This is a genomic window from Pseudomonas antarctica, from assembly GCF_001647715.1.
In the GTDB taxonomy this organism is placed as follows: domain Bacteria; phylum Pseudomonadota; class Gammaproteobacteria; order Pseudomonadales; family Pseudomonadaceae; genus Aquipseudomonas; species Aquipseudomonas antarctica_A.
On sequence record NZ_CP015600.1, the window covers coordinates 5,589,604 to 5,615,418 of the forward strand.

The 25,815-nt window shown below is 60.6% G+C and carries 27 protein-coding genes; 11 read left to right on the plus strand and 16 right to left on the minus strand.

Translation table 11 applies throughout. The features are described from left to right. Nucleotides 1–50: 50 nt before the first annotated feature. The 4 genes from A7J50_RS25345 to A7J50_RS25360 all read right to left on the minus strand — a co-directional run bounded on the left by A7J50_RS25345 (nt 51) and on the right by A7J50_RS25360 (nt 4,281). The gene (locus tag A7J50_RS25345) at nt 51–2,234 is read right to left on the minus strand and encodes a xanthine dehydrogenase family protein molybdopterin-binding subunit (RefSeq protein WP_064454229.1); all 2,184 of its coding nucleotides are present in this window, start codon (nt 2,232–2,234) and stop codon (nt 51–53) included. Then, the gene (locus A7J50_RS25350; protein ID WP_064454230.1) at nt 2,231–3,220 is read right to left on the minus strand and encodes an FAD binding domain-containing protein; all 990 of its coding nucleotides are present in this window, start codon (nt 3,218–3,220) and stop codon (nt 2,231–2,233) included. Before A7J50_RS25350 ends, A7J50_RS25345 begins: the two co-directional genes overlap by 4 nt. Further along, entirely contained in the window at nt 3,217–3,741 is a 525-nt protein-coding gene (locus A7J50_RS25355; protein WP_064454231.1) for a (2Fe-2S)-binding protein, read from the minus strand. Before A7J50_RS25355 ends, A7J50_RS25350 begins: the two co-directional genes overlap by 4 nt. Before the next feature lie 96 nt (nt 3,742–3,837). Continuing rightward, nucleotides 3,838–4,281, minus strand: coding sequence for a DUF4879 domain-containing protein (locus tag A7J50_RS25360; protein WP_064454232.1), 444 nt, complete (start codon nt 4,279–4,281; stop codon nt 3,838–3,840). A gap of 210 nt (nt 4,282–4,491) precedes the next feature. Here A7J50_RS25360 and A7J50_RS25365 point away from each other — a divergent pair, with 210 nt between their 5' ends. Next, nucleotides 4,492–5,787 (plus strand): NCS2 family permease, encoded by a 1,296-nt coding sequence (locus A7J50_RS25365; protein WP_064454233.1) that lies wholly within the window; start codon nt 4,492–4,494, stop codon nt 5,785–5,787. Beyond that, nucleotides 5,784–6,863, plus strand: a complete 1,080-nt coding sequence (gene trmA / locus A7J50_RS25370; protein WP_064454234.1) for a tRNA (uridine(54)-C5)-methyltransferase TrmA — start codon at nt 5,784–5,786, stop codon at nt 6,861–6,863. Before A7J50_RS25365 ends, trmA begins: the two co-directional genes overlap by 4 nt. Nucleotides 6,864–6,869: 6 nt before the next feature. On the opposite strand, the gene A7J50_RS25375 is transcribed toward trmA, so the two are convergent. Further along, nucleotides 6,870–7,310 carry a DUF2442 domain-containing protein gene (locus tag A7J50_RS25375; protein ID WP_064454235.1) on the minus strand — a complete coding sequence of 147 codons (441 nt, stop codon included), beginning with the start codon at nt 7,308–7,310 and terminating at the stop codon, nt 6,870–6,872. Then, the gene (locus A7J50_RS25380) at nt 7,307–7,735 is read right to left on the minus strand and encodes a hypothetical protein (RefSeq protein WP_064454236.1); all 429 of its coding nucleotides are present in this window, start codon (nt 7,733–7,735) and stop codon (nt 7,307–7,309) included. Before A7J50_RS25380 ends, A7J50_RS25375 begins: the two co-directional genes overlap by 4 nt. Nucleotides 7,736–8,009: 274 nt before the next feature. Here A7J50_RS25380 and aroQ point away from each other — a divergent pair, with 274 nt between their 5' ends. Continuing rightward, nucleotides 8,010–8,450 (plus strand): type II 3-dehydroquinate dehydratase, encoded by a 441-nt coding sequence (gene aroQ, locus A7J50_RS25385; RefSeq protein ID WP_017253796.1) that lies wholly within the window; start codon nt 8,010–8,012, stop codon nt 8,448–8,450. Nucleotides 8,451–8,455: 5 nt separating this feature from the next. Beyond that, the gene (locus A7J50_RS25390) at nt 8,456–9,310 is read left to right on the plus strand and encodes a shikimate dehydrogenase (RefSeq protein ID WP_064455014.1); all 855 of its coding nucleotides are present in this window, start codon (nt 8,456–8,458) and stop codon (nt 9,308–9,310) included. Nucleotides 9,311–9,431: 121 nt separating this feature from the next. Here A7J50_RS25390 and A7J50_RS25395 read toward each other — a convergent pair whose 3' ends face one another. Beyond that, nucleotides 9,432–10,097, minus strand: a complete 666-nt coding sequence (locus A7J50_RS25395) for a TetR/AcrR family transcriptional regulator (RefSeq protein WP_064454237.1) — start codon at nt 10,095–10,097, stop codon at nt 9,432–9,434. 76 nt (nt 10,098–10,173) lie between these two features. Continuing rightward, nucleotides 10,174–12,075, minus strand: coding sequence for a 3-dehydroshikimate dehydratase QuiC (quiC, locus tag A7J50_RS25400; protein ID WP_064454238.1), 1,902 nt, complete (start codon nt 12,073–12,075; stop codon nt 10,174–10,176). Nucleotides 12,076–12,300: 225 nt separating this feature from the next. On the opposite strand from quiC, the gene A7J50_RS25405 reads away from it, so the two are divergent. Further along, nucleotides 12,301–13,635: an MFS transporter gene (locus A7J50_RS25405; RefSeq protein WP_064454239.1), complete on the plus strand. Its 1,335-nt coding sequence runs from the start codon at nt 12,301–12,303 to the stop codon at nt 13,633–13,635. 1 nt (nt 13,636) lies between these two features. Here the strand turns inward: A7J50_RS25405 and A7J50_RS25410 are convergent, their stop codons facing one another. Further along, nucleotides 13,637–14,515, minus strand: a complete 879-nt coding sequence (locus tag A7J50_RS25410) for a DMT family transporter (protein ID WP_064454240.1) — start codon at nt 14,513–14,515, stop codon at nt 13,637–13,639. Between the two features lie 199 nt (nt 14,516–14,714). Here A7J50_RS25410 and A7J50_RS25415 point away from each other — a divergent pair, with 199 nt between their 5' ends. From A7J50_RS25415 to A7J50_RS25425, 3 genes are all read left to right on the plus strand, one after another. Further along, nucleotides 14,715–15,131 carry a membrane lipoprotein lipid attachment site-containing protein gene (locus A7J50_RS25415; RefSeq protein WP_064454241.1) on the plus strand — a complete coding sequence of 139 codons (417 nt, stop codon included), beginning with the start codon at nt 14,715–14,717 and terminating at the stop codon, nt 15,129–15,131. A 171-nt stretch (nt 15,132–15,302) separates the two neighbouring features. Then, nucleotides 15,303–16,190, plus strand: a complete 888-nt coding sequence (locus A7J50_RS25420; protein ID WP_064454242.1) for a neutral zinc metallopeptidase — start codon at nt 15,303–15,305, stop codon at nt 16,188–16,190. Continuing rightward, a complete protein-coding gene (locus A7J50_RS25425; RefSeq protein ID WP_064454243.1) occupies nt 16,191–17,177 on the plus strand; it encodes an alpha/beta hydrolase in 987 nt (328 codons plus the stop codon). It abuts the gene before it with no gap. A 162-nt stretch (nt 17,178–17,339) separates the two neighbouring features. On the opposite strand, the gene A7J50_RS25430 is transcribed toward A7J50_RS25425, so the two are convergent. The 3 genes from A7J50_RS25430 to A7J50_RS25440 are packed head-to-tail and all read right to left on the minus strand — an operon-like array spanning nt 17,340 to nt 19,404. After that, nucleotides 17,340–17,927, minus strand: a complete 588-nt coding sequence (locus tag A7J50_RS25430; RefSeq protein ID WP_064454244.1) for an HAD family hydrolase — start codon at nt 17,925–17,927, stop codon at nt 17,340–17,342. Beyond that, entirely contained in the window at nt 17,924–18,793 is an 870-nt protein-coding gene (gene tesB / locus A7J50_RS25435) for an acyl-CoA thioesterase II (RefSeq protein ID WP_064454245.1), read from the minus strand. The genes A7J50_RS25430 and tesB overlap by 4 nt, the downstream gene beginning before the upstream one ends. Before the next feature lie 41 nt (nt 18,794–18,834). Further along, the gene (locus A7J50_RS25440) at nt 18,835–19,404 is read right to left on the minus strand and encodes a GNAT family N-acetyltransferase (protein ID WP_064454246.1); all 570 of its coding nucleotides are present in this window, start codon (nt 19,402–19,404) and stop codon (nt 18,835–18,837) included. Between the two features lie 75 nt (nt 19,405–19,479). Between A7J50_RS25440 and A7J50_RS25445 the strand changes: the two genes are divergently transcribed. Then, complete coding sequence (locus A7J50_RS25445) at nt 19,480–20,400, plus strand: histone deacetylase (protein ID WP_064454247.1); 921 nt, start codon at nt 19,480–19,482, stop codon at nt 20,398–20,400. A 170-nt stretch (nt 20,401–20,570) separates the two neighbouring features. Further along, a complete protein-coding gene (locus tag A7J50_RS25450) occupies nt 20,571–21,797 on the plus strand; it encodes a TIGR03862 family flavoprotein (RefSeq protein WP_064454248.1) in 1,227 nt (408 codons plus the stop codon). A gap of 122 nt (nt 21,798–21,919) precedes the next feature. Here A7J50_RS25450 and A7J50_RS25455 read toward each other — a convergent pair whose 3' ends face one another. Both A7J50_RS25455 and yedA read right to left on the minus strand, forming a co-directional pair. Continuing rightward, nucleotides 21,920–23,254 (minus strand): DEAD/DEAH box helicase, encoded by a 1,335-nt coding sequence (locus tag A7J50_RS25455; protein ID WP_064454249.1) that lies wholly within the window; start codon nt 23,252–23,254, stop codon nt 21,920–21,922. Between the two features lie 47 nt (nt 23,255–23,301). After that, the gene (yedA, locus tag A7J50_RS25460; protein ID WP_064454250.1) at nt 23,302–24,198 is read right to left on the minus strand and encodes a drug/metabolite exporter YedA; all 897 of its coding nucleotides are present in this window, start codon (nt 24,196–24,198) and stop codon (nt 23,302–23,304) included. Between the two features lie 160 nt (nt 24,199–24,358). Here yedA and A7J50_RS25465 point away from each other — a divergent pair, with 160 nt between their 5' ends. After that, nucleotides 24,359–24,820, plus strand: coding sequence for an Lrp/AsnC family transcriptional regulator (locus A7J50_RS25465; RefSeq protein ID WP_053258144.1), 462 nt, complete (start codon nt 24,359–24,361; stop codon nt 24,818–24,820). A 120-nt stretch (nt 24,821–24,940) separates the two neighbouring features. Here A7J50_RS25465 and A7J50_RS25470 read toward each other — a convergent pair whose 3' ends face one another. Next, the gene (locus A7J50_RS25470; RefSeq protein WP_064454251.1) at nt 24,941–25,204 is read right to left on the minus strand and encodes a hypothetical protein; all 264 of its coding nucleotides are present in this window, start codon (nt 25,202–25,204) and stop codon (nt 24,941–24,943) included. Next, nucleotides 25,194–25,760, minus strand: coding sequence for a hypothetical protein (locus A7J50_RS25475; RefSeq protein WP_064454252.1), 567 nt, complete (start codon nt 25,758–25,760; stop codon nt 25,194–25,196). The genes A7J50_RS25470 and A7J50_RS25475 overlap by 11 nt, the downstream gene beginning before the upstream one ends. Between the last annotated feature and the right edge of the window lie 55 nt (nt 25,761–25,815).

The window sequence follows — 25,815 nt, forward strand, 5'->3', positions numbered from 1 at the left end:
CGAGCAAGCCCGCTCCCACATTTTGATCTTCGGTGGTTTGAAGGTTTGCGCTAAAGCACCTTGTCCAGGGTGATGGGAAAGTCCCGTACCCGCTTCCCGGTGGCGTGATAAATCGCATTCGCGACCGCCGCCGCGACCCCGACAATGCCGATCTCACCCACGCCCTTGGAACCGAGCGCATTGACGATCTCGTCGTGCTCTTCGACAAAAATCACATCAATGTCGCCGATATCGGCATTTACCGGGATGTGATACTCGGCCAGGCTGTGGTTCATATTGCGCCCCAGTTGGTGGTCGGTCTGGGTTTCTTCGTGCAGCGCCATACCAATGCCCCACACCACACCGCCCAGGATCTGGCTGCGCGCCATCTTCGGGTTGACCACGCGCCCGGCGGCAATGGCGCTGACCACCCGCCGCACCTTGATCGTGCCAAGGTCTTCGTCTACCTGAACTTCGACAAACACCGCCGAGTGAGTAGCGCTCGCATAGCCTTGACGCTTTTTGTCCGGCTCGCTGTCGACCTGCACTTCCAATGCCTCTTCACCACTGTCCTTGACCAATTGTGCCAACGACACACTCACGTCCCCGGTGTGCAACTGGCCGTCTTCAAAGCGCACGGTTTCTGCATCCTTGAAGACCGGGTAAGTCTGCCGGGCAATGGTCAGCAGTTTGCCAGTCAACGCTTCGCACGCTTGCTGCACGGCGGTGCCGACGGACGACACGGTAAACGAGCCGCCCTGCAACGGCGCGGTGGGCAATGACGAATCCCCCAGCAAAAAGCGGATATCCGCCATCGCCACACCGCTGGCCTGGGCGGCAATCTGGGTCATGACCGTATAAGTGCCGGTGCCGATATCAGTGGTGGCGCTGCTCACCGTCAATTGGCCCTTCGCATCGATCCGCGCCTTGGCGCTGGCCTTCATCTGCAAGGCTTCCCACACACCACCGGCCATGCCCCAGCCGATCAACTGGTTGCCGTCGCGCATGCTGCGCGGTTCCGGGTTGCGCTGGGCCCAGCCGAAGCGCTCGGCGCCTTCGCTGTAGCACTCGCGCAAGGCTTTGCTCGACCAGGGTTTGTCCTCGTTCTGGTTACGTTCGGCATAGTTGATCAGCCGCAGTTGCACCGGGTCGATGCCCAAGGCGCAGGCCAGTTCATCCATGGCGCACTCCAGGCCGATCACGCCCAGCGCAGCCCCCGGCGCCCGCATGTCCAGCGGGGTAAATACGTCCAGAGGCACCAGTTTGTAAGTCAGCTGCACGTTGTCGCAGTGGTAGAGCATGCCGCTCCACTCCACTACGTGTTCACTGAAGTCTTCGAAACGGGAAGTCTGGCCAATCGCGGTATGCCCCAACGCCAGCAGGCGGCCATTGGCAGCGGCGCCCATCTGCAAGCGCTGCAAAGTGCGCGGCCGGTAGCCGAACGTGAACATCTGTTGCCGGGTGAGCGTGACACGCACCGAGCGCTTGAGCGCCAATGCCGCCATCACCGCCAGCGGCAACTGGTATTGCGGGCGCAGGCCCGAACCGAAGGCGCCACCGACGAACGCAGCGAAGATGCGCACCTGGCTTTTATCCAGACCAAAGATTTTTTGCACATACGCCTGGCAGTTCTGCGGGCCTTGGGTCTTGTCGTGGATATGCAGGGTGCCGTCCGGCTGATACAGCACGGTGCTGGCATGGGGCTCCATCGGGTTGTGGTGTTCGATGGGCGTGCTGTAGTGCACATCGAGGTTGACGGCAGCAGCGGCCCATTCAGCCTGGAAGTTACCGCGTGGCGCGGGCGGCGTTTGCGGTGATGGGTGCGCCTGTTCCTGCATGGCCAGCAAGTCGGTTTCAAAGGCTTCGCTTGCGTACTCGATCTGCACCAGCGAACCGGCGTGCCGCGCCAGCTCCAGGTTGTCTGCGATCACCAACGCCAATGGCTGGCCGCTGTAGAGCACACGGTCGTTATACAAAGGCCGAAACGGCGAGCCGTCCGCCGCGTCGGCGTCGGCGAACGCGTCATCGTAGCTGGCGAGTTTCGGCCGGTTGAGGTGATCGAGCACCATGACCACGCCCGGCAGCGCCAGGGCTTTGGAGGCATCGATCCTGACGACCCGGCCTTTGGCGATGGTGCTGGAGACCACGCTGGCATGCAGCAAGCCCTGGTCGGGAAACTCACCGGCATACCGCGCTTGACCTGTGACCTTGAGCAGACCGTCAACGCGATCCATGGGTTTACCGATAGCCGTCATGACCGTTCTCCTGCGATGGCAGCGTCGCTGAGGGCGCGAATAATTGCGCGGCGCGCCAGCTTGACCTTGAAGGCGTTGTGCTCCAACGGCTCGGCGTCTTGCAGCAAAGCGTCGGCGGCGTTGCTGAAGGTTTCGCGGCTGACGGTCTGGCCGATCAGCGTGACTTCCACTGCGCGGTCGCGCCACGGTTTGTGGGCCACGCCGCCAAGGGCCAGGCGGGCATCGACGATGGTCTCACCGTCCAGTTCCAGGGCAGCGGCGACGGACACCAAGGCGAATGCGTAAGACGCACGGTCGCGAATTTTCAGGTAGTGGCTGTGGTTGGCCAGATGGTCGGCTGGCAGCTCGATGGCGGTAATCAGCTCATCATCGGCCAGCAAGTTATCGCGCTGCGGCGTATCGCCGGGCAGCCGATGGAAGTCAGCAAATTCAATGACCCGCGCCCCGCCGCGCCCTTCCACGTGAACCCGCGCCGCCAGTGCCGCCAGGGCCACACACATGTCCGAGGGGTGCGTGGCCACACAGTGCTCGCTGGCGCCGAGAATCGCATGGATGCGGTTCAAGCCGGTGCGCGCCGGGCAACCACTGCCCGGTTCGCGCTTGTTGCAGGGCACGCTGGCGTCATAAAAGTAATAGCAACGGGTGCGCTGCAGCAGGTTGCCACCGGTGCTGGCCATATTGCGCAATTGCGGTGAAGCACCGGCGAGGATGGCCTGGGACAGCAACGGGTAACGCTGTTCGATCAGCGGGTGCCAGGCCAGGTCGGCATTGCTCACCAAGGCACCGATCATCAGGCCGCCCTCAGCGGTCTCTTCAACGCCTTGCAGCGGCAGGCCGGTGATATCGATCAGGTGTTCGGGGCGGCTGATGTTTTCTTTCATCAGGTCGAGCAGGTTGGTGCCACCGGCAATGAAGCGCGACGCCGCACTGCTCAGGTGCACCGCCTCGTGCACATCGGCCGGCTTGCTGTACTGGAAGGGGTTCATTGCTCACCTCCCTTTGCGCGGCAGGCGGGCAAGGCTTCTTCTATGGCATCGCGGATGTTGCTGTAGGCGCCGCAGCGGCACAGGTTGCCGCTCATCAGTTCCTGAATTTGCGCCGTATCGTGGGCACGGCCCTCATTGGCCAGGCCAACAGCCGAGCAAATCTGGCCGGGGGTGCAGTAGCCGCACTGGAAAGCGTCATGCTTGATAAAGGCCTGCTGCATCGGGTGCAACACGTCGCCGTCGGCCAGGCCTTCTACAGTGGTCAGCTCCGCGCCGTCGCACATCACCGCCAGGGTCAGGCAGGCGTTCACGCGTTTACCGTCGCGCAACACCGTGCAGGCGCCGCATTGGCCGTGGTCGCAGCCTTTTTTACTGCCGACCAGGTCAAGTTGCTCGCGCAGCAGATCCAGCAAGGTGGTCCAGGGCAACACGTCCAGCTGGCGGTCCTGGCCATTGAGGCTCAGGCGTATGGAGTGGGTGGCGAACGGTGGGGCCGCCGCACCATTGGGAATTGCGCTCATAAACACCTCACGGGTTGGTGTACATCCGCGGCGTTCAGGGAAATCGCCGTCTCAGGGGTACGACTTCCCGGGGTATCGAGCGTTCAAGGAGATTGATCAGCGGATGTTGAGCAGGGTCTTCAGCGGGGTTTGCGCGCCATTGATCGAGGAATTGCTGTATTCGAACCAGCCGGGCGCTTCGACATTCACGTCGAATACATAGATGTAGCCCATCACCGTGCCCGCACCATTACAGGTCTGGCTGATATTGCCCACCTGGCATACCGGCGTGCGTTGCCCGTTCAATTCTGCACCATCGAAACGGCCCATCGGGCTTTTGCCCAGGCCGACTTCCATCACTGAAACCTTGGTGGGCCCACGGTGCGTGCACATCTGTGTGCTGCTCGCCCGCTCCGGGATCGTTTCAGCGCAACCGGCAGACTCGACCTTGAACACCCGCACCTCGCTCAAGGCCGGTGCAGTCGCGCCCCAAGCCGGTGCCACCAGCCCAAGGCCGATAACGGCGAACAGAGCTAGACTGCTGGCGTTGGCTTTTTTCATGCTGTTAACGACCCTGTATTAAACGTCGGCGCAGTATGCCTCAAGCCCATGGACCATCAAAACCAAGCCCATACGCCATTGGCCTCCGGCTGCTGGTATGATGCGCCGCTTTTTCCGATCCTCTCTGAAACCACACGCGCTTGGCGCAGTTTGTGCTTTGACTTAGAGGTCAACAAATAACGACGCAAAATAGCGTCACAGGGAGCCGGCATGCTGGAAAAGCTGTTTCAACTCAAAGCACACAACACCAACGTGCGCACCGAGATTCTCGCGGGTATCACCACCTTTTTGGCCATGGCCTACATCCTGTTCGTGAACCCGAGCATCCTCGGCGAAACCGGCATGGATAAGGGCGCGGTGTTTGTCGCAACCTGCCTGGCCGCCGCCATCGGTTCGACCGTGATGGGCCTGATCGCCAACTACCCGATCGCACTGGCGCCGGGCATGGGCCTCAATGCCTTCTTTACCTACACCGTGGTCCTGCACATGGGCCACACCTGGCAAGTGGCGCTGGGCGCGGTATTCATTTCGGCGGTGTTGTTCTTCCTGCTGTCGATCTTCCGCATCCGTGAGTGGATCATCAACAGCATCCCGCTGCCCCTGCGCTCGGCGATTGCAGCCGGTATCGGCCTGTTCCTGGCGCTGATCGCCCTGCACAACGCCGGCATCGTCGTCAGCAACCCGGCTACCATGGTGGGCCTGGGCGACCTGAAACAACCGGCACCGATCCTCGCCACCCTCGGTTTCGCGCTGATCGTGGCGCTGGAAGCCCTGGCCGTGCGCGGCGCCGTACTGATCGGCATCCTCGCGGTGACTATTGTGTCCATCGCCATGGGTTTCACCCCGTTCGGCGGCGTGACGTCGATGCCACCGTCCCTGGCCCCCACCTTCCTGCAGCTGGATATCAAAGGCGCACTGGATATCGGCTTGGTCAGCGTGATTTTCGCTTTCCTGTTCGTGGACCTGTTCGACAACTCCGGCACCCTGATCGGCGTTGCCAAGCGCGCCGGCCTGATGGGCAAAGACGGCCACATGCCGAAAATGGGCCGTGCGCTGATCGCCGACAGCACCGCGGCCATGGCCGGTTCGCTGCTGGGCACCTCGACCACCACCAGCTACATCGAATCCGCTGCGGGCGTGAGTGCCGGTGGCCGCACCGGCCTGACCGCCGTCGTGGTCGCGATCCTGTTCCTGCTGGCGCTGTTCTTCTCGCCATTGGCTGCCAGCGTTCCAGCCTTCGCGACCGCGCCGGCGCTGCTGTTCGTGGCCGTGCTGATGACCTCGGGCCTGGCCGAAATCGACTGGGATGACATTACTGTTGCAGCGCCGGTGGTGATCACCGCCCTGGCGATGCCCTTCACTTACTCCATCGCCAACGGCATTGCCTTCGGTTTCATCGCCTGGACCGCCATCAAGCTGCTTTCGGGCCGCTACCGTGAGCTGAACCCGGCACTGGTGATCCTGTCGATTCTGTTTGTGATCAAGCTGGGCTGGTTCAACGCATGACTTTTGACGCCACAAGCTACACCGCTCAACTGCAAGACAAGGTCACGCGCCTGCGTGACCTGCTGGCACCCTTCGATGCGCCCGAGCCGCAGGTCTTCGATTCGCCGTTGCAGAACTTCCGCCTGCGGGCGGAGTTCCGCCTGTGGCGCGAAGGCGGTGAACGCCACTACGCGATGTTTTCCCAGGACGACAAACGCACGCCGATCCTGATCGAAGAATTCCCCATCGCCAGCCAACGCATCAACCTGTTGATGCCGCAACTCAAGGCTGCCTGGCAGGCCAGCGCCGCCCTGAGCCACAAGCTGTTCCAGGTGGAGTTCCTCACCACCTTGGCCGGCGACGCGATGATCACCCTGTGTTATCACCGCCCGCTGGACGAGCATTGGCACACGGCTGCGAACAAGCTCGCTGCCGACTTGAATGTCAGCATCATCGGCCGCTCCAAGGGCAAGCGCGATGTTATCGGCCACGACTACGTGGTTGAAAAGCTCGAAGTCGGCGGCCGCACATTCAGCTATCGCCAACCCGAAGGTGCGTTTACCCAGCCCAACGGCACGGTGAACCAGAAGATGCTCAACTGGGCTTACGACGCCTTGGGTGATCGCCCGGATGATTTGTTGGAGCTGTATTGCGGCAATGGCAACTTCACGCTGCCTTTGGCTACCCGCGTACGAAAAGTGCTGGCCACCGAAATCAGCAAAACCTCGGTAAACGCGGCCCTGAGCAACCTCGATGAAAACGCGGTGGATAACGTCACCCTGGTGCGCCTCTCCGCCGAAGAACTCACCGAAGCACTTAACGAAGTGCGTCCGTTCCGCCGCCTGCACGGCATCGACCTGAAAAGCTACGAATTCGGAAGTGTCTTCGTCGACCCGCCGCGTGCGGGCATGGACCCGGACACCTGCGAACTGACCCGACGCTTCGACAACATCCTGTACATCTCCTGCAACCCGGAGACCCTGGCTGCGAACATTGCGCAATTGCACGACACGCACCGGATTACCCAGTGTGCGATGTTTGACCAGTTCCCGTGGACGCACCATATGGAATCCGGCGTGTTGTTAACCCGACGTTAAACACGCTCACGTGTCCTTGCGTGGCCGGCCGCCCTTCTTGCCATTGGCTCGGGCGGCGGCGGACTTCGCGGCGCTGCTTTTACGCCCGTTACGCGACGCCACCATGCTTGCAGCCAGGTCCATCAAGGGCTGGCTCGTAGCAATCAGGCCACTGATGGAGACGTGCAGGTCACGGGCTTCACAGCACAGCGCCTTGCCACCAAACCCGACCTCCAGTTGCTGAAAGTCCTGCGCAGAAAACCCTTCGAACTCCGCGAGCCCGGCCACCGGCAGCACGATACGGCTGCCATCGCCGAAGCCGATGGAGATGCAGTCGTCTTCGTAACGCACATCACTGGCATTGGCGTACAAGCGCTTCAGCTTGCGCCCACGCACGATGGCCTTGTCGATATCAGCCTCAGTGATCGGTACATCAGGCAAGATTTTGGCTTTTACGATTTTTTTCATAAATCAATCTCCACACAACCTGGCGCCCTCACCAGATTCAAAATGGTTCTCTGCCCAACAACATCGTGTCGGGCATTGGCGATCACATAAACACCACGCCGAATGACTAACCCTGGCACTAACTCATCAGCGTCCCAGTCCCAGGAATGGTTCTCCAGGCAGACCGTTTGCAGCTTTTGCCACCAGATCCTTCGTGCCCGCGCCAAATAATGCGGTTGCATGAGGGCCTGGCGAATACCTTCCAGAATCGCGCCCGCTGGCCGGCATCGTTCGGGGTTCACATCCCACAACGCCACGCCTCCATCCAGAAAGCTGAAACGAAAGCGCGCATCCCATGCCTCTCCCCTGACATGTACGTGAGGCGGGCAATGCTCGTCCCTGAGAAAAACCGCAATTACATATCCTTTGTAAGCCCCTACTTTCATCGTAACCCATCCGTTAGGTTATTTTCTGTCAGGAAACACTTTTCCTCCTGCAGCCCGATAGCCGGCTGCGTGATCAGGGAGGTTTTTCACAGGTTAGTCGCGAAGGAGGAAGCGTCGAATACCGTCTTGTAACCGCGCATGGCGAGGTCTTGAAATCCTCTTTTACTGATTAACAGTTCGATAATCGAACACATCCGCTGCCACTAATTGACCAAATTAACCATCCGGTACATTTTATCCCCACAACCAATAATAACTGTGGAGATCCTCCCCTATGCCGCCCATCGTGCTGGTGCTCAACGGCCCCAACCTCAACCTGCTCGGTACCCGCGAGCCCGCTACCTACGGCCATGAAACCCTGGCCGACGTGGCTGCGCTGTGTGGCCGCAGCGCCGAAAAACTCGGGCTGAAAATCGAATTCCGCCAGACCAACCACGAAGGCGAATTACTTGACTGGATCCACGGTGCCCGCGCCCGCTGCGCCGGGATCGTGATCAATCCGGCGGCCTGGACCCACACCTCGGTGGCGATTCGCGACGCACTGGTCGCCAGTGAAGTGCCAGTGATCGAAGTGCATTTATCCAATGTGCATGCGCGCGAGGCGTTTCGGCATCACTCTTTTGTCTCACCCATCGCCAAGGCGGTACTCGCCGGGTTTGGCAGCCACGGCTATCACCTGGCCCTGGAACACTTCAGCCACACCTTGAAGGGATGAGCCCGATGAAACCGCGCATCCTCGCCGGCCTGATCGGCTCGGGTATCCAGGCCTCCCGCACCCCCGCCTTGCATGAGCAGGAAGGTGACGCCCAAGGCTTGCGATATTTGTACCGCCTGATCGATCTGGAACCACTGCAACTGAGCATCAGCGCCCTGCCCGACCTGCTGAACGCGGCCGAGGTGATGCAGTTCACCGGGTTGAACATTACCTACCCGTGCAAGCAGGCGATCCTGCCGCTGCTCGATGAATTGTCCGACGAGGCCCGGGGCATTGGGGCGGTTAACACGGTGGTATTCAAGGCGGGTAAACGCATCGGCCACAACACCGATTGCCTGGGGTTCGCCGAAGGTTTTCGCAGGAACTTGAATGACGTTGCCCGCCACCGTGTCGTCCAGATGGGTGCCGGCGGTGCCGGTGCAGCGGTGGCTCATGCGCTGCTGGCCGAAGGCGTGGAGCACTTGAGCATTTTCGACGTGGACGCCAGCCGTGCCCGAGACCTTGTGGATAACCTTGCGCAGCGTTTCGGGGCCAGTCGCGCCCAGGTCGGCAACCACCTGGAAAGCGCCATGGCCGAGGCGGATGGTTTGGTCAACACCACGCCGATGGGCATGGCCAAGCTGCCCGGCACGCCGGTGCCGCCTGCCCTGTTACGGGCTGAGTTGTGGGTCGCGGAAATCGTGTATTTCCCACTGGAAACCGAGCTGCTACGCAGCGCCCGCGCCTTGGGCTGCCGCACGCTGGATGGCGGCAACATGGCGGTGTTTCAGGCGGTGAAGGCGTTTGAGTTGTTCAGTGGCGAAGCGCCGGATGCGCAAAGGATGTTGGCGCATTTTCAGAGCATGAACACCTCGCAGTAGAAACCCAATTCAAATGTGGGAGCGGGCTTGCTCGCGAAAGCGGTGTATCAGTCGCCGGAGGTATGGACTGATACTGCGCATTCGCGAGCAAGCCCGCCCCACATCCGGTTCTGCGGTGTCCTCAAGCCTGCAGGTAACGCATCACCGATTCACAAATCATCTCGCGATGCCGCTGTTTGACGAGCTCATCCGACAGCTCGATCTGAAAGATCTCACTGAACGTATGGCGATTGGACACTCGGTAAAAGCTGAATGAGTTGATCAGCAAGTGCACGTCCAACGGATTCAATCCTTGGCGAAATACGCCCATCTCAGCACCCCGCCGCAACGTAGCCCCCAACCCTTCGAGGATGTTGCTGTTCATTGCCTTGATCGAATCCGAGCGCTTTACGTACTCGGCGTTGTTGATATTTTCGATGCTCACAATGCGCACGAAGTCCACGTTCTGGTCGTGGTGATCAAAGGTGAACTCCACCAGCCTGCGAATCGCTTCGCGCGGTTCCAGGGCCGTGAGGTTCATGCGGGTTTCCGTGTTGCGAATATCGCCGTAGAGCTTTTCCAGCACCTCGACGTACAACTGCTCCTTGCTGCCGAAGTAGTAATAGATCATGCGTTTTGAGGTGTGGATACGCTCAGCAATCGCATCCACGCGAGCGCCGGACAGGCCCTGTTGAACAAACTCGACGATGGCTTCCTGCAGGATATTTTCGCGGGTCTTTTCCGGATTGTTCTTACGACTCTTGCGCGGTGCGTCTGACACCGCGGGGAGATCGGGACTCGAGGTCATGGTGCGCTCACGGCCATTGTTATGCAGGCCATGATTATGGGCCGCGGCGCCCTCTGAAGGAAGCACCTGTCAGCCGTTACAACCGAGCCTGGCGTGCCGCGCCGCTGCGGGACTTGGCCATCGCTGCCAGGCGCACCGCCACGTTGGCCGCGCCATAACCGGCGTAGCCATTTTTGCGTTGGATGATCTCAAAGAAAAACCGCCCTTCGAACGGCTCGGTGTAGACATGAAACAACTCACCGCCCTGGGCGTCACGGTCGTACAACACGTTGTAGTACGCCAGTTCGCTGAGGAACTCGTCGTCGAAATCAAACCGCGCCGCCAGGTCGTCGTAGTAGTTGAGCGGGATATCCAGCAACGGCACGCCCGCCTCTTTGGCGCGGCTCACCTCGGCGAAAATGTCCGCACAGTCGAAGGCAATGTGATGCACACCCGAGCCGCGATAACTCGACAGCGCGTGGGAAATCGCGGTGTTGCGGTTCTCGGAAATATTCAACGGCAAGCGAATCGAACTGCAGCGGCTGCGTAACGCGCGGCTTTTTACCAACCCGTAGGGGTCGGGGAGCACCACTTCGTCATCGGCTTCAAAGTCCAGCAGGCTCTTGTAGAACAGCACCCAGCTGTCGAGGCTGTCGGCCGGCAGCGCCATGGCCATATGGTCGATACGCAACAGGCCGCCACTTGCGGCGGTGGCCGGTTGCAGGTTGAAGTCGGTGTCATAAAGCCCGCCTTCACTCGGGTCTACCAGGTAAATCAGGCTGCCGTCCGGCGCACGTACGGCCGCCAATTCAAGCTCGTTGGGGCCGACCAGTCCGCGATAGGGCTGGCCCTTGTAGGCCACCGCCCGCTCCAACGCTTTAGCGCTGTCCTTGACCCGAATCGCCGTGGCGCATAAAGACGGCCCGTGGGCTTCAAAGAAGTTATGGGCGAAGGAATAGGGTTCACAGTTGAGAATCAGGTTGATATCACCCTGGCGCAACAGGCTCACACTCTTGGAGCGGTGCTGCCCGGCCTTGACGAACCCCAGGCGTTCCAGCCAGTGGGTCAGCTTGGCGCCGAGGCTTTCATCCACGGCGAACTCGAGGAATTCGATGCCGTCGTATTCGCTGGCGGCCGGGGTTTCAAACAAAATATCCACCGGCGCAGCCGGTTGTTCCTGTGCCAGGCGCTGACGGGTTTTCTCTTCCAGGTACAGCAGCGAACGCAAGCCATCCGCCGCGTTCGCTCGGGTCGGCGCCGCGCGAAAACCATCATTGAAAATTTCCAGGGACAATGGCCCGGTGTAACCCGTCTTGATAATCGGCGCCAGGAACCCTGCCAAATCAAATTCGCCCTGCCCTGGGAAACAGCGGAAATGTCGACTCCACTCCAGCACATCCATGGCCAGGATCGGCGCATCGGCCATTTGCACAAAAAAGATCTTTTCGCCGGGGATCTCGGCGATGGCGCTTGGGTCGCCCTTCAGCGACAGCGTGTGGAAGCTGTCGAGCAACACGCCGAGGCTTGGGTGATCGACCTGACGCACCAGGTTCCACACCTGCTGCCAGGTGTTCACGTGCTTGCCCCAGGCCAGTGCTTCATAACCAATACGCAGGCCACGGCGGCCGGCGTGCTCCGCCAAAAGGCCAAGGTCATCCAGTAGAATGCGTTCATCGCCCACGCAATCGGCCGAGGCATTGCTGCACACCAGCACCAGGTCGGTGCCCAGCTCCTGCATCAAATCGAACTTGCGCTCGGCGCGCTCCAGGTTGCGTGCCAGGCGATCACGGCGGCAGCCTTCAAAGTCGCGAAACGGCTGGAACAACGTGATGGCGATGCCGAGGTCGGCACACATTTGTTTAACTTCCCGCGGGCTGCCGTCGTAATACAACAGGTCGTTCTCGAAGATCTCAACCCCATCAAACCCGGCGGCGGCAATGGCTTCGAGCTTTTCCGGCAGGGTACCGCTCAAGGAAACGGTGGCAATGGAACGTTGCATGGGGCGACTCCCGGCAGTTGTTATTTGCGGCAAATTATTCGCCCCTAGCCTACACGCAGCAATTAAAATGTACGAACCGGTTAGTTTTTCGTGCGATTACCGAACACTATGCCCGTTTGGCGAATTGACGGTTTTTTAACCGCTGCGCACCATCGACGACGCAACCTTCAAAGAAAAAAAGACCCAGAACACACCATAAAAATTTCAAAAAACGGGTACGACCTCATGCCTCTGCAAAACTCCGCCCTGGCCGCGCGCCCGGGCAACCCGCACGCCGGCATCGGCGACAAAATCCGTGGCGCACTGGCCGTGGGTAAAACTCGCTGGGGCATGCTGGCCCTGGTGTTCTTCGCCACCACCCTCAACTACATCGACCGCGCCGCCCTGGGCGTGATGCAACCGATCCTGGCCAAAGAGATGAGCTGGACGGCGATGGATTACGCCAACATCAACTTCTGGTTCCAGGTCGGCTACGCCATCGGCTTTGTGCTGCAGGGTCGCTTGATCGACCGCGTCGGCGTGAAGCGCGTGTTCTTCTGCGCAGTGCTGTTATGGAGCCTGGCAACCGGCGCCCACGGCCTGGCCACCTCGGCCGTCGGCTTTATGGTGTGCCGCTTTATCCTCGGGCTGACCGAAGCCGCCAACTACCCGGCTTGCGTCAAGACCACACGGTTGTGGTTCCCGGCCGGTGAGCGCGCGGTGGCCACCGGTATCTTCAACGCCGGCACCAACGTGGGCGCAATGATGACGCCGATGCTGCTGCCGCTGATCCTGCATGTATGGGGCTGGCAGGCAGCGTTCCTGTGCATGGCATCGCTGGGCGCAATCTGGCTGGTGTTCTGGGGTTTGAAGTACTACAACCCGGAAGACCATCCAACGGCCAAACAATCCGAATTGGACTACGTGCAACAGGAATCCGAACCGGAACAACCGAGCGTGCCTTTCAGCCGCATCCTGCGCATGCGCGGCACCTGGGCCTTCGCCCTCGCCTATGCGATGACCGCCCCGGTGTTCTGGTTCTACCTGTATTGGCTGCCGCCGTTCTTGAACCAGCAATACAACCTGGGCATCAACGTGACCCAGATGGGTATCCCGCTGATCATCATTTACCTGACAGCCGACTTCGGCAGCGTGGGTGGGGGGATTCTGTCGTCATTCCTGATCGGCCGTGGGATGAATGCGATCAAGGCGCGGCTGTTGTCGATGTTGCTGTTTGCCTGCTGCATCGTCGGCGTGATCATGGCGGCCGGCTCCAGCCAGTTGTGGGTCGCGGTGTTTGCGATCTCCCTGGCCATCGGCGCGCACCAGGCCTGGACCGCCAACATCTGGAGCCTGGTGATGGACTACACGCCCAAGCACATGATGAGCACAGTGTTTGGTTTCGGCGGTATGTGCGCAGCCATCGGCGGCATGTTCATGACCCAGATCGTCGGCCATATCCTTACGGTGACGAACAACAACTACACCGTGCTGTTCACCCTGATCCCGGCGATGTACTTCATCGCGCTGACCTGGATGTACTTCATGGCGCCGCGCAAGATTCCTACCGTCGACGTTTGACTCACCGACGCCGCTGCTGCCAGGCAGCGGCCAACCCACTCATGCAGATCACCCCGATGCCGACCACCGTGGTCAAGTCGGGGGTATGGTTGAACACCAGCCAGCCCAACAACCCCGCAAACACGGTCTGGCAATAGCCGAACGGCGCCAGCAAGGCCGGCGCCGCGAAGCGGAAGGCCTGGGTCAACATCAAGTGCGCCGTCATCCCGCAGCTGCCCAGCGCCAGCATCAACACACCGTGCCACAGCGTAGGGAGCTGCCAGAAGAACGGCACCAGCGCGCTCATCACCAAGGTATTGCACAGGCCAGCGAAGAAGTTGCTGGTGGTCGGGGTGTCGTATTTGCTCAAGATGCGTGTGAGCAGTTGGTAGAAACAGAAGAACAGCGCCGAACACAGGGGCAGCAACACCGCCGGTGTGAACAACTCGCCGCCCGGGTGGATGATGATCAGCACGCCGATAAACCCGCAGATCACCGCCAGCCATTGGCCACGCGTCACACGTTCACCGAGCAACGGTACCGAGAGCGCCGTCACCAGGATAGGCGCCAGGAAGTTCACCGCCGTGGCTTCCGCCAACGGGATGTAATGCAGCGCCGCGGTAAAGAACAGGCTCGTGCCCAACAGGCACAAGGCCCGCACCACCTGCATCCCCGGGCGCTTGCTGCGCAGCACACGCAAGCCCGATTGCGGCAGGAAGATCCCGGCCATCAGCAAGGTGTGCACCAGGTAACGCGCCCACACCACCATCACAATCGGATAGAACCCGGCCAGGTACTTGGACAAGGCGTCGTGGCTGGAAAACAGAAACGTCGCCACCACAATCAGCAGGATGCCTTTGAAAGGATGGTTGACGCCGGAAAGGGGTGTGCTGACAGTCATTTAATTCTCTTGCATGGCGGGCTGAACGCTGAGCACTGAACGCGGTAGCACTCAACCCGGTAATCTAGCAGCCGGGCCGAAGTCTGCCCCAAGAGCATAACCAAACACCGTGCGAACAGCGCACTAAATCACGGGATTTGAGTCCAACGCTGCACGTTAGCCCGCGCGTTGCACACTTTTTAACCAAGGCCTTGCCGCTATGAAAAAGACACTCTTTGTTCTTTCTGCCCTTGCCCTGCTCACCGCCTGTAACAAGGAACCCAAGGAAGCCCCGAAACCTGCGCCCGCCTCCGTGCAAGCCACGCTGGTACCGGCGACCCCGCCCACCGATAAATGGGTCGGCACGTGGATGGGCGTCGAAGGCCTGAACCTGAGCATCGCCAAGGACGACAGCATCGGCCGTGGCCACTACCTCCTCACCATGAAGTACGGCCTCGACGCCGACGACTCAGGCACCTTCAAGGGTGAAGCCAACGAAGAAGGCATCACGTTCACTCGCCCGGACGGCCCGCAACTGCTGCGCGCCGGCGACGGTGAAGCCACCGGCCTGAAATGGCTGGCGGATAAAAAAGACTGCCTGGTGGTCGATACCGGCGAAGGTTATTGCCGCGACTGACCCGGTTTTGCTGACACAACTTTCATCTGGCGCCCGTGCCGACACCGACTGACAGCAGCGATACTACGCAGCTCTCGTTACTTGTCGGACAGCCGGGCTGGCGCCATTCATACGCACCAACAACACTGTTCTGAAAAAAGTGTTCCACAGGTTTATCGAGAGGATTGCCCCATGCTATGGAAAAAAGGCCGACGCAGCGACAACGTGGTGGATGCCCGCGATGACAGTGGAGGCGGTGGTGGCGGCATGCGTTTTGGTGGCGGCAAGGGCCTGAGCCTTACGGCGATTGTGCTGATTGTCGGCATCGGCTGGCTGACCGGCCAGGACCCGATGCAGATCCTCGGCCAATTGACCGGCCAGATGGAACAAGCGCCCTCGGTGAGCACCCAATCGCAACAGGCTCCGCCGGCCAATGATCAGCAGGCTGACTTCGTCCGAGCGATTCTGGGGGACACGGAAGACACCTGGGGCCAGGTGTTCCAGGAAAATGGGTTGGCCTACAAGAACCCGAAACTGATTCTGTTCCGTGGCCGGGTGAATTCCGCCTGCGGTGGCGCCACCTCGGCCAGCGGCCCGTTCTATTGCCCAGCCGACCAGCAAGTGTATCTGGACCTGGATTTCTTCCGGGAAATGTCACAACGCTTCAAGGCCTCCGGCGAGTTCGCCCAGGCCTACGTGATCGCCCACGAAGTCGGGCACCACGTGCAAACGCTGCTGGGCATCTCGGCCAAGATCCAGGCCGCGCGCCAACAGGGCCGACAGATGCAAGGCGATGGCGGCCTGTTGGTACGCCAGGAGTTGCAAGCCGACTGTTTCGCCGGCGTCTGGGCCAACCGCGCGCAAAAACGCCTGAACTGGCTGGAGCCCGGCGATATTGAAGCGGCACTGAATGCGGCCAACGCCATCGGCGACGACCGTTTGCAGCAACAGGGTCAAGGGCGCGTCGTGCCAGACTCGTTTACCCACGGCACCTCGGCACAGCGCGTTCGCTGGTTCAAAACCGGCTTCGCCCAGGGCCAGATCTCTCAATGCGACACTTTTACAGCGAAGAGTCTTTAAATGAATAAACGATTGGGATTGCTGCTCGGCGTGTTAATCACGTGTTCCTCCTTCACCTGGGCCGCCGAGAAAGACCACGGCGTCAAGGTGGTCAGCCCCGATCGTTTTCACTTGGATTCGGGCGATCTCAGTCTCGGCTTGAGCCAGGACTGGGGCAAGCCGCTGCCTCAGGTAACCCGCGCACTGATCATCGTGCACGGTCGCCTGCGTAACGCGCAGACCTACCTGAAAAGTGGCGAAGATGCCGCCGAACACGCCGGGCTGGCCGCCAGCACACTGGTGATCGCACCGCAGTTTTTGAATGAGTCGGATGTAAAACGCAACCACCTGGGCAACCCAGTGCTGCGCTGGAACGGCAATGACTGGATGGCCGGCGCGCCGTCGACCGGCCCGGGCCAGGTCAGCTCCTACGGCGCACTTGACCAGATCATCAAGCACCTGGGCAACCGCAAGCTGTTCCCGGCGCTGAAAGAAATCGTCGTCGCCGGCCACTCCGGCGGTGGCCAAGTGATACAGCGTTTTGCGCTCACCGGGCACGACCACCCGCTTTTGCAAACCGAAGGCATCAGCCTGCGTTATGTGGTGGCCAACCCATCGTCCTACGCCTACTTCAGCCCGCAGCGTCCGGTAAAGTTTGATGCGGCCAGCTGCCCGGGCTTCAACGACTGGAAGTACGGCATGCAAAACCTGCCGGACTACGCCAAGGGCCAGAGTGCGCAGCAGCTTGAGCAGGCTTACGTGTCACGCGACATTACCTACCTGCTGGGCCAGCAGGACACCGACCCGAACCACCCGGCGCTGGATAAAAGCTGCGAAGCCGAAACCCAGGGCGCGTATCGGCTGATTCGTGGGCATAACTACTTTGATTACCTCAAAGCGCGTCATCCGCAGCTGAGTCACAAACTGGTGGAAGTACCGGGAGTCGGGCACGACGGGGACAAGATGTTTACCTCGCCTGAAGGTGAAAAGGTGCTGTTTGCGAAGTAACTGACACGACCGGCTTAAAAATGTGGGAAATGGCTTTTTGTGGGAGCTGGCTTGCCTGCGATGCGCACACCTCGGTCTGTCAGCCATACCGAGGTGATCCTATCGCGGGCAAGCCCGACTCCCACACAAGCCCCCTCCCACATTTGATGTGTGATGCCAGGTTTAGATCATCTGGCGCAGGGCGGCGCAATCCTCAGCATGCCAATCCGCCAACTCCGGCCACGGGTTTTCCGGCACGTTCACCAACACCGTCCTGGTCCCGGCTGCCCGGCCGCAGTCCAGGTCAAAGCGGTAATCCCCGACCATCACCATCTCGCTCGGCGCCACCTCCCAAGCCGTCGCCAGTTTCAGCAAACCACCCGGATTCGGCTTGGGCGGCGCATCTTCACGCCCCAGCACATCCTCGACAGCAAAGCAGTCCGCCAGACCAATCGCTTCCAGCGTGATATGCGCCAACTCCCGCGCATTGCGGGTCAGGATGCCCAGGCGACAGCCGCGCCCGGCCAATTCACGCACCAGTTCCACTGCGCCGTCTGCGGCAACCGAACCAACGGCCAGCGCCCGCTCATGCTCCAGCAACCATGCATGCTTGACCGCCGCCACCTCTGCCGGCAACGCCGCGAGGTGGGTGAGAATGTCATCCTCGGGCGGAATCTCCAGAGCCACACGAATGGCCGCAAAATCATGCACGGCCACCGTGAGCGTGCCGTCCATATCAAAGACCCAGTGCTTAACGTCCGCCAGGCTCATGCCCAATCCTTGCGATGGCGAATCAAGCCTTCCTGGGTGACCGAAGCCACCAGTTGCCCGGCGCGGTTGTACACGCTACCCCGCGAGAAACCACGCGAGTTGCCGGCCCACGGGCTGTCCATCGCGTACAGCAACCAGTCATCGGCGCGCAGGTCAGCGTGGAACCACAGCGCATGGTCAAGGCTGGCGACTTGCATGTCTTTTTGCCACACCGTCTTGCCGTGGGGCAGCAGCGAGGTGGTCAGCAGACCGAAGTCCGACGCATAGGCCAACAGGTATTTATGCAGCGCCGGCGAGTCGGCCAAGGCACCGTCGGCTCGGAACCACACGTACTTGACCGGGTCGGACGGTTGCGGGTTGAACGGGTCTTTCTCGGTGACCGGGCGCACTTCGATGGGCTTGGGGCACAGCAACTTTTCGCGCATGTGCTCAGGGATCAGGTGCGCGCGCTGTTTGGTCAGCTCCAGTTCCGACGGCAGGTTCTCCGGGCCAACGACCACCGGCATGGTGGTCTGGTGCTCGAAGCCTTGTTCGTCGTACTGGAACGAAGTGGTGCAGGTAAAAATCGGGTTGCCCTTCTGGATCGCGGTGACGCGGCGCGTGCTGAAGCTACCGCCATCGCGCACACGGTCTACCGAATACACCACCGGCAATGCGGCGTCGCCGGGACGCAGGAAATAACCATGCAAGGAATGCACGTGCCGCGCTTCTTCTACGGTCTGGCTGGCAGCCGACAACGACTGGCCGAGCACCTGGCCGCCGAACAGTTGGCGAAAGCCCAGGTCCTGGCTGCGGCCGCGAAAGAGGTTTTCCTCGATCGGCTCCAGGGTCAGCAAGTCCACCAGATCTTCCAATACTTGGCTCATAGAGCAACTCCTACAACAATCGATAGGGCATTCCGGGCTGCTTATCCGTGCAGCGTGTCCAACCATTGGGCGCGGGTGATGCGGTACAAAACATGATGGCGCAGCGGGTCATCGGCTGCGACCTTGGGGTGTTCAAAATCTGCCTGGGGATCGTAATGCATACCGATGGCCTGCATGACTTTTTGTGATGGCAGATTGGTTTCGGTGGTGAAGGACAGGATTTCATCCAGTTGCAGCCGATCGAAACCACAGCGCAGTGCGGTCCAGGCCGCCTCGCTGGCGTAGCCCAGGCCCCAGTGCTCACGGGCCAGGCGCCAGCCGATCTCGACGGCCGGCACAAAGTCGGCTTCGAAATTGACATTTTGCAGCCCGGTCAGGCCGATAAACTCGCGCGTGTCCTTGCGCTGCAAGGCCCAAAAGCCAAAGCCGTACTCGGCAAAATGGCCGCGAATCCGCCCAATCAGCGCGGCGCTTTCCAGATGGCTCAGCTTGGCCGGGAAATAACGCATCACCTGCGAGTCGGCGCACATGCGCGCAAATTCCGGCAGGTCGCTGTCGCGCCATTGGCGCAGCACCAGACGTGCGCTTTCCAACTCGAGTATCGGCTCCATGGGTCCCCTCCCTTGCCATGTGCGTGAGTGTACAGCGCTGGTAAGATCCTTCGCAGGTTCCCGTCAGAAAATCCCATGCCCCTGCCACTGATCTACCACGACGACTACAGCCCCGAGTTCCCAGCGGACCACCGGTTCCCCATGGATAAGTTTCGCCTGTTGCGCGACCACCTGGTGGACAGCGGCCTGACCGAGGACAGCCAATTGCTGCGACCGGAGCTGTGCCCGACAGAGATTCTGGCCCTCGCCCATGAACCTGGGTATATCGAACGCTACATGAGCGGCGAGTTGTCCCGCGAAGACCAACGCCGCCTTGGCCTGCCCTGGAACGAAGCCCTGGCCCGACGCACTGTGCGCGCCGTCGGCGGCTCGATACTGGCCGCCGAAAAGGCGCTGGAACACGGCCTGGCCTGCCACCTGGCGGGCGGCACTCATCACGCCCATTACGACTACCCGGCCGGCTTTTGCATCTTCAACGACCTCGCGGTGATCAGCCATTACCTGCTGGCCAGCGGGCGGGTCAACCGCATACTGATCTTCGACTGTGACGTGCATCAGGGCGACGGCACCGCACGCATCCTTCACGACACGCCGGATGCAATCACCGTGTCGCTGCACTGCGAAAAAAACTTCCCCGCCCGCAAGGCCCAGAGCGACTGGGACATCCCGCTGCCCATGGGCATGGGCGATGCCGACTACCTCAAAACCGTGGACGACGCGCTCAACTACCTGCTGCCGCTCTACCAGCCGGACCTGGTGCTCTACGACGCCGGTGTCGATGTGCATAAAGATGACGCCCTCGGTTACCTCAAGCTGACAGACGCAGGCGTCGCCGCGCGTGATGAAAGCGTGATGCGCCACTGCCTGGGTCGCGACATCCCGGTCATGGGCGTGATCGGTGGTGGTTACAGCAAGGACCGCCCTGCCCTGGCCCGCCGCCACGGCATCCTGCATCACAGTGCACAGCGGGTGTGGACGTCATCCGGTTGTCATTGAAGTGTGGGCGTTACCCACAATGCCTGTGGAACGGCCTGTGGATAACTTGAGCGTAAGGGCCTGAAAGCGAGTAACCGCATGGCTTGTAGGAAAGTGTACGTTTTTTGATCAGGCAGTGATGCCGGCGTCGGGTAGAATGCTCGGCCTATTCAGCGACCGTAGCCTTGCCCATGCCTCAGACACCGTCTCAACACGTCACTATCATCGGCGGTGGCCCTGCCGGGCTGATGGCCGCTGAAGTCTTGAGCCAGGCGGGCGTGCAGGTTGACCTGTATGACGGCATGCCGTCGGTGGGGCGCAAGTTCCTGCTGGCGGGCGTGGGCGGCATGAACATCACCCACTCCGAGGCGTACCCGGCGTTCCTGTCGCGCTATGCCGAACGCGCGCCGCAGATGGCGCCGTTGCTGCGAGGGTTTGGTGCCGAGGCGTTGTGCGAATGGATTCATGGCCTGGGCATTCAAACCTTTGTCGGCACCTCCGGCCGCGTTTTTCCTACTGACATGAAGGCGGCGCCGCTGCTGCGCGCCTGGCTCAAGCGCCTGCGCGACCAAGGCGTGGTTATCCACACCCGGCATCGTTGGGTAGGCTGGGCTGTCGACGGCGGTTTACTTATCCACAGCCCGGAGGGTGAGAAAACTGTCCACAGCGATGCAGTGTTGCTGGCCTTGGGCGGTGGCAGCTGGTCGCGCCTGGGCTCCGATGGCGCCTGGCTCAAATTGCTGGAAGACAAAGGCGTGCCCTACGCGCCTCTGCAACCGAGCAATTGCGGCTTCGAGGTGTCAGCCTGGAGCGAATTGATGGTCAGCAAATTCGCCGGCGCGCCGTTGAAAAACGTCGCCATCGGCCTGGGGGATGACAAGCCTCGGCTGGGGGAATGTGTGGTCACGGCCATGGGTATCGAGGGCAGTTTGATCTATGCGCTGTCGGCACCGATTCGTGAAGCAATCAACCGCACGGGCTCAGCCACCGTGCATATCGATCTGCTGCCAAGCAAGCCGTTGGACAAAGTCCAGGCTGCCTTGGCCAAACCGCGTGGTTCGCGCTCGATGAGCAAGCACTTGCACAGCCAGTTGGGGTTGGATGGGGTCAAAGCGGCGCTGTTGCGTGAGTTGGCACCGGCGGAGCATTTCAATGATCCGGCGCAGTTGGCGGTGGATATCAAAGCATTGCCGCTGACCTTGATAAAAACCCGGCCGATGGATGAAGCCATCAGCACGGCCGGTGGCGTGCCGTTCGAGGCGCTGGATGAGCGGTTGATGCTCAAGCAATTGCCGGGCGTGTTTTGTGCGGGGGAGATGCTGGATTGGGAAGCGCCGACCGGCGGCTACCTACTGACAGGGTGCTTTGCCAGCGGGCGAGCGGCTGGGCGAGGGATGTTGGAGTGGCTTAAGCACTGAAACCTGCGATACCTTCAAGACCGCTATCGCAGGCAAGCCAGCTCGCACATTTTGATGTGTGAGCACCGTCAAAGGTGGGAGCTGGCTTGCCTGCGATAGGGCCCGTACAGGCGCCTAGAAACTTATTTTTTCTTACGCGGCCCAGTATTAAACACCGGCACCTTACGCACCGGCTTGATCGACGGCTCAGCCGGCGCTGCATCCCCACTGTCCACCCACTTACCCAAATTGCGCTTACCGCCGCCGCCCGACGCCTTAGGCTTCTTGGGTTTCTTCGGCTTCTTCACCACTTGCCCACTGGCATCGGTATCCGGCACGCGGTGCTCAGGCTCGAAGTCCGCCTCCATCTTGCGGGTCAAGGTCTGACGCGTGAGCATCTCGATGGCCGACAGCATGTTCACCTCATCGGCACACACCAGGGAAATCGCCTCACCAGTGTTGCCCGCGCGGCCGGTACGGCCGATACGGTGTATGTAGTCCTCGGCCACGATCGGCAAGTCAAAGTTGACCACCAGCGGCAAGTCTTCGATATCCAGGCCACGGGCCGCCACGTCGGTGGCCACCAGAATCTGCACGTCGCTGGATTTGAAACGGTCCAGTGCGCGCTGGCGGGTGGCTTGGGGTTTGTCGCCGTGGATGCCGTCGGCATTGATGCCCAGGCCTTGCAACTTATCCACCAGCGCATCCACGCCATTACGGGTCTTGGCGAACACCAGCACCTGCTTCCAGCGGCCTTTGCGCATCAGGTGCACAAACAGCTCTGCCTTGCGCTTCTTGTCCACCGGCACCACCCATTGCTTCACGGTGTTGGCGGCGACGTTGCGCGGGCTGACTTCGACGGTCAGCGGGTCATTGAGCATCTGCCCGGCCAGCAGGCGGATCTCATCGGAGAAGGTCGCGGAGAACAGCAACGTCTGGCGCTTTTTCGGCAGCATGCGGTAGATGTTCGCCAGCTCTTCGGAGAAGCCCAGGTCGAGCATGCGGTCGGCTTCATCCAGCACCAGGGTTTGCAGCTGGTTGAGTTTCAGCGCGTTCTGGCGGAACAGGTCGATCAGGCGGCCAGGCGTGGCCACCAGAATGTCGACGCCCTTGCGCAGCTTCATCATCTGCGGGTTGATGCTCACGCCGCCGTACACCGCATAGGTGGTCAGCGGCAGGTGTTGGGCGTACTCGGCGACACTGGCGTGAACCTGCTCGGCCAGCTCGCGGGTCGGGCACAGGATCAGCGCGCGCGCCGAGTTGGCGGCGACTTTCGGCCCTTCCATGGTCAGCAATTGCAGGAGCGGCAGGGCGAAACCGGCGGTCTTGCCGGTGCCGGTCTGGGCCGCGGCCATCAGGTCTCGACCGGCCAGCACCGCCGGAATGGCTTGCGCCTGCACCGGCGTCGGGGTCTGGTAGCCAAGCGTCTCAAGGGCGCGCAGCAAGGGTTCGATCAGGCCAAGGGTGGCGAAAGTCATGTGTTTACCGTAGGAAAAATTCAGCGCATAGGCGTATGCGCGGCAGTTTACCTTATTTCCGGCTTGGGCTTTCGCCACTGGGGCAGGCTGATCAACAGCACCGCGCTGATGATCACCAGCATCGCCAAGGCTTCTTCCATGCCGATGGTCTCGCCGACAAACACAATGCCCAACAACACCGCGACGGCCGGGTTCACGTAGGCATAGCTGGTCGCCGCCGCCGGGCGCACGTGCTTGAGCAGGTACATATAGGCATTGAAGGCGATGATCGAGCCGAACACGGCCAGGTACGCCAAGGCCAGCCAGCCCTCAACCGGCGGGATGGAATGCAGTCGCTCACCGGTCAGCGCACTACCCACCAGCAACAAGACACCGGCAATCATCATCTCGGCCGCGCTGGCCATGGCGCCCGGCGGCAGCGGCAAATGCCGGCTCCATACCGAACCGAAGGCCCAGGAGGCGGCGGCAAACAGTAGCAACATGGCACCCGTCGGGCTCGATTGCAGGTTGGAGCCCATGTTAAGCATCGCGATGCCGATAATCCCCAGCACCACCCCGGCCCACTCCAGACGCGTATTGCGCGCGCCCCAGAAATACCCGCACAGCAAGGTGAACAACGGCACCGTCGCCACCGCCAGCGCGGCCACACCGGAGGCCACCCCCGTGTGCTCGGCCACCGTCACCGCGCCATTACCAAAGGTCAGCAGCAAAATGCCGATCTTGGCGGCGGCCTTCCACTGCACCCACGTCGGCGCAGGCGCGCCGCGCCAGCGCAAAAAGCCATACATCGCCAACCCCGCCACCAAAAATCGAATCCCGCCCAGCATCAGCGGCGGCCAGTATTCCACGCCGATTCGAATCACCAGGTAGGTAGAACCCCAGATCACATACAACGCAAAAAAGGCGGCGATCAACGGTAAGGGAAAGCGACGTGGGCCAGGCATTGGGTAGCTCTGCGGCAGGAAATTGGAGGCTTATTCTAGAAAGGCAGCACGCTAAACATAAGTTACAAAACCTGTTTAAAGCGCCCATACACTTTTCAAAGCATGGTTATGAAGGCTATAACCCGTGGATTCGAAAGCCACGCGGGACCAGAGCCTTATCATGGACAAATACGACCGCATGCTCCTCAGCGCCCTGCTTAAAGACGGCCGCGCTTCCTACGCCGAACTGGCCCGCACGGTAAACCTCTCCGCGCCGGCCGTGGCCGAGCGCGTGGCCAAGCTGGAAGCCAGCGGCGTAATCACCGGGTATCAGGCCAAGGTGGACCTGTCCAAAATCGGCTTGCCGATCCAGTGCACGATCGAACTGCGCTTGACCAACAACGGCAGCCAGAAAGTGTACGACGCACTGGCTGAAATCCCTGAACTGACCGAATGCCACCGAGTGACGGGCGACCCGTGCGTGATCATGCAGGCGGCGGTGGGGTCGATGCCGGAGCTGGAGAACCTGATCAACCGGGTGGCGAAGTTCGGGTTCAGCAAGACCTCGATTATTTTGTCCAGCGCGATAGAGCGGCGGGTGCCGTTGGGGCAGTTGGAGGCCAATGGGAAAAATGGCGGCTGATACACCGCCATCGCGGCGATGCGGCGACCCGACAAGCCCGCTCCCACAGTAGATTGCATCCAGCCCTGGCGAGCTCGGTCAAATGTGGGAGCTGGCTTGCCTGCGATAGCGTCAGCGGCCTCACTGCAAAATTGAGCGCTGAACGATCAAGTCGACAATCTGCTTGATGCTCGTGATGTGATCCCAATCCTCCTGAGTCGCCTGCAGGTTGAATTGCCACTTGATCTGCATGACGAAGCAGGTCAAATCGTCATCGATGATCTTGAAGTCATGGATGAAATCCGTATTTTCCGTCACTTGGCTTCGGTCAATAAAACCAATGATATCGACGAACAGTTGGATCACTTTTTCTGTGATCTCGGCTCTGGTAGGGCTACCTTCCACTTCTCGCCTCATAGGCACACTTACCAATACTGATTAAGTCAAAAACGGCTAACCCCACAGCAACGAAGGGAATGCCCTGCCCAATAATGCCAAATACCCGGACGGTGCCAAACGTTGCTTTTGCCATCCTAGCCATTGTTGGTTGCCTGATCAGTGTACGAGGGAAAAAGCGCATTCCAATGAGGCTGGCCAGGTTCGTCGTTTTACTGGAGCCAACGTGGACCCAAGTTCCCACGGCGATTTTGCTGATCGGTATGCCCGCCGCGCCAGTAAGAGCCGTTGCCGCCGTCAAACCGTAGTGTTGCTGTGTACATTTCCAGAGGTCGTCAACAGTGGTGTCAGGCACAGTGGAGTCCGCCTGAATGGGCCTGAGTAACGTGTAACTGGCGCCATGAGTCCAACCTGGCGAATGAGGTAAAAGCATGACTGCCGGGCAGCTTGTCATTGTGTTTCCCAAATGAAACGCCATGCTGGAAGTTGAGCCGAAATCGATGCCATTTTGCGCGAGTTCAAATTGGCTTTGCATGATTGCGGTGTGTAGATCGCTTTCCTGCATGACGTAGTTCCTTTACGTAAATGACAGGCGGGATGTTAGGTCGCAGCAAAGGGCG

What these genes read in the sequence shown, in the direction of transcription:
- A7J50_RS25345 (WP_064454229.1), bottom strand. Translation starts at nt 2,234, where the DNA reads ATGACGGCTATCGGTAAACCCATGGATCGCGTTGACGGTCTGCTCAAG.
- A7J50_RS25350 (WP_064454230.1), bottom strand. Translation starts at nt 3,220, where the DNA reads ATGAACCCCTTCCAGTACAGCAAGCCGGCCGATGTGCACGAGGCGGTG.
- A7J50_RS25355 (WP_064454231.1), bottom strand. Translation starts at nt 3,741, where the DNA reads ATGAGCGCAATTCCCAATGGTGCGGCGGCCCCACCGTTCGCCACCCAC.
- A7J50_RS25360 (WP_064454232.1), bottom strand. Translation starts at nt 4,281, where the DNA reads ATGAAAAAAGCCAACGCCAGCAGTCTAGCTCTGTTCGCCGTTATCGGC.
- A7J50_RS25365 (WP_064454233.1), top strand. Translation starts at nt 4,492, where the DNA reads ATGCTGGAAAAGCTGTTTCAACTCAAAGCACACAACACCAACGTGCGC.
- trmA (WP_064454234.1), top strand. Translation starts at nt 5,784, where the DNA reads ATGACTTTTGACGCCACAAGCTACACCGCTCAACTGCAAGACAAGGTC.
- A7J50_RS25375 (WP_064454235.1), bottom strand. Translation starts at nt 7,310, where the DNA reads ATGAAAAAAATCGTAAAAGCCAAAATCTTGCCTGATGTACCGATCACT.
- A7J50_RS25380 (WP_064454236.1), bottom strand. Translation starts at nt 7,735, where the DNA reads ATGAAAGTAGGGGCTTACAAAGGATATGTAATTGCGGTTTTTCTCAGG.
- aroQ (WP_017253796.1), top strand. Translation starts at nt 8,010, where the DNA reads ATGCCGCCCATCGTGCTGGTGCTCAACGGCCCCAACCTCAACCTGCTC.
- A7J50_RS25390 (WP_064455014.1), top strand. Translation starts at nt 8,456, where the DNA reads ATGAAACCGCGCATCCTCGCCGGCCTGATCGGCTCGGGTATCCAGGCC.
- A7J50_RS25395 (WP_064454237.1), bottom strand. Translation starts at nt 10,097, where the DNA reads ATGACCTCGAGTCCCGATCTCCCCGCGGTGTCAGACGCACCGCGCAAG.
- quiC (WP_064454238.1), bottom strand. Translation starts at nt 12,075, where the DNA reads ATGCAACGTTCCATTGCCACCGTTTCCTTGAGCGGTACCCTGCCGGAA.
- A7J50_RS25405 (WP_064454239.1), top strand. Translation starts at nt 12,301, where the DNA reads ATGCCTCTGCAAAACTCCGCCCTGGCCGCGCGCCCGGGCAACCCGCAC.
- A7J50_RS25410 (WP_064454240.1), bottom strand. Translation starts at nt 14,515, where the DNA reads ATGACTGTCAGCACACCCCTTTCCGGCGTCAACCATCCTTTCAAAGGC.
- A7J50_RS25415 (WP_064454241.1), top strand. Translation starts at nt 14,715, where the DNA reads ATGAAAAAGACACTCTTTGTTCTTTCTGCCCTTGCCCTGCTCACCGCC.
- A7J50_RS25420 (WP_064454242.1), top strand. Translation starts at nt 15,303, where the DNA reads ATGCTATGGAAAAAAGGCCGACGCAGCGACAACGTGGTGGATGCCCGC.
- A7J50_RS25425 (WP_064454243.1), top strand. Translation starts at nt 16,191, where the DNA reads ATGAATAAACGATTGGGATTGCTGCTCGGCGTGTTAATCACGTGTTCC.
- A7J50_RS25430 (WP_064454244.1), bottom strand. Translation starts at nt 17,927, where the DNA reads ATGAGCCTGGCGGACGTTAAGCACTGGGTCTTTGATATGGACGGCACG.
- tesB (WP_064454245.1), bottom strand. Translation starts at nt 18,793, where the DNA reads ATGAGCCAAGTATTGGAAGATCTGGTGGACTTGCTGACCCTGGAGCCG.
- A7J50_RS25440 (WP_064454246.1), bottom strand. Translation starts at nt 19,404, where the DNA reads ATGGAGCCGATACTCGAGTTGGAAAGCGCACGTCTGGTGCTGCGCCAA.
- A7J50_RS25445 (WP_064454247.1), top strand. Translation starts at nt 19,480, where the DNA reads ATGCCCCTGCCACTGATCTACCACGACGACTACAGCCCCGAGTTCCCA.
- A7J50_RS25450 (WP_064454248.1), top strand. Translation starts at nt 20,571, where the DNA reads ATGCCTCAGACACCGTCTCAACACGTCACTATCATCGGCGGTGGCCCT.
- A7J50_RS25455 (WP_064454249.1), bottom strand. Translation starts at nt 23,254, where the DNA reads ATGACTTTCGCCACCCTTGGCCTGATCGAACCCTTGCTGCGCGCCCTT.
- yedA (WP_064454250.1), bottom strand. Translation starts at nt 24,198, where the DNA reads ATGCCTGGCCCACGTCGCTTTCCCTTACCGTTGATCGCCGCCTTTTTT.
- A7J50_RS25465 (WP_053258144.1), top strand. Translation starts at nt 24,359, where the DNA reads ATGGACAAATACGACCGCATGCTCCTCAGCGCCCTGCTTAAAGACGGC.
- A7J50_RS25475 (WP_064454252.1), bottom strand. Translation starts at nt 25,760, where the DNA reads ATGCAGGAAAGCGATCTACACACCGCAATCATGCAAAGCCAATTTGAA.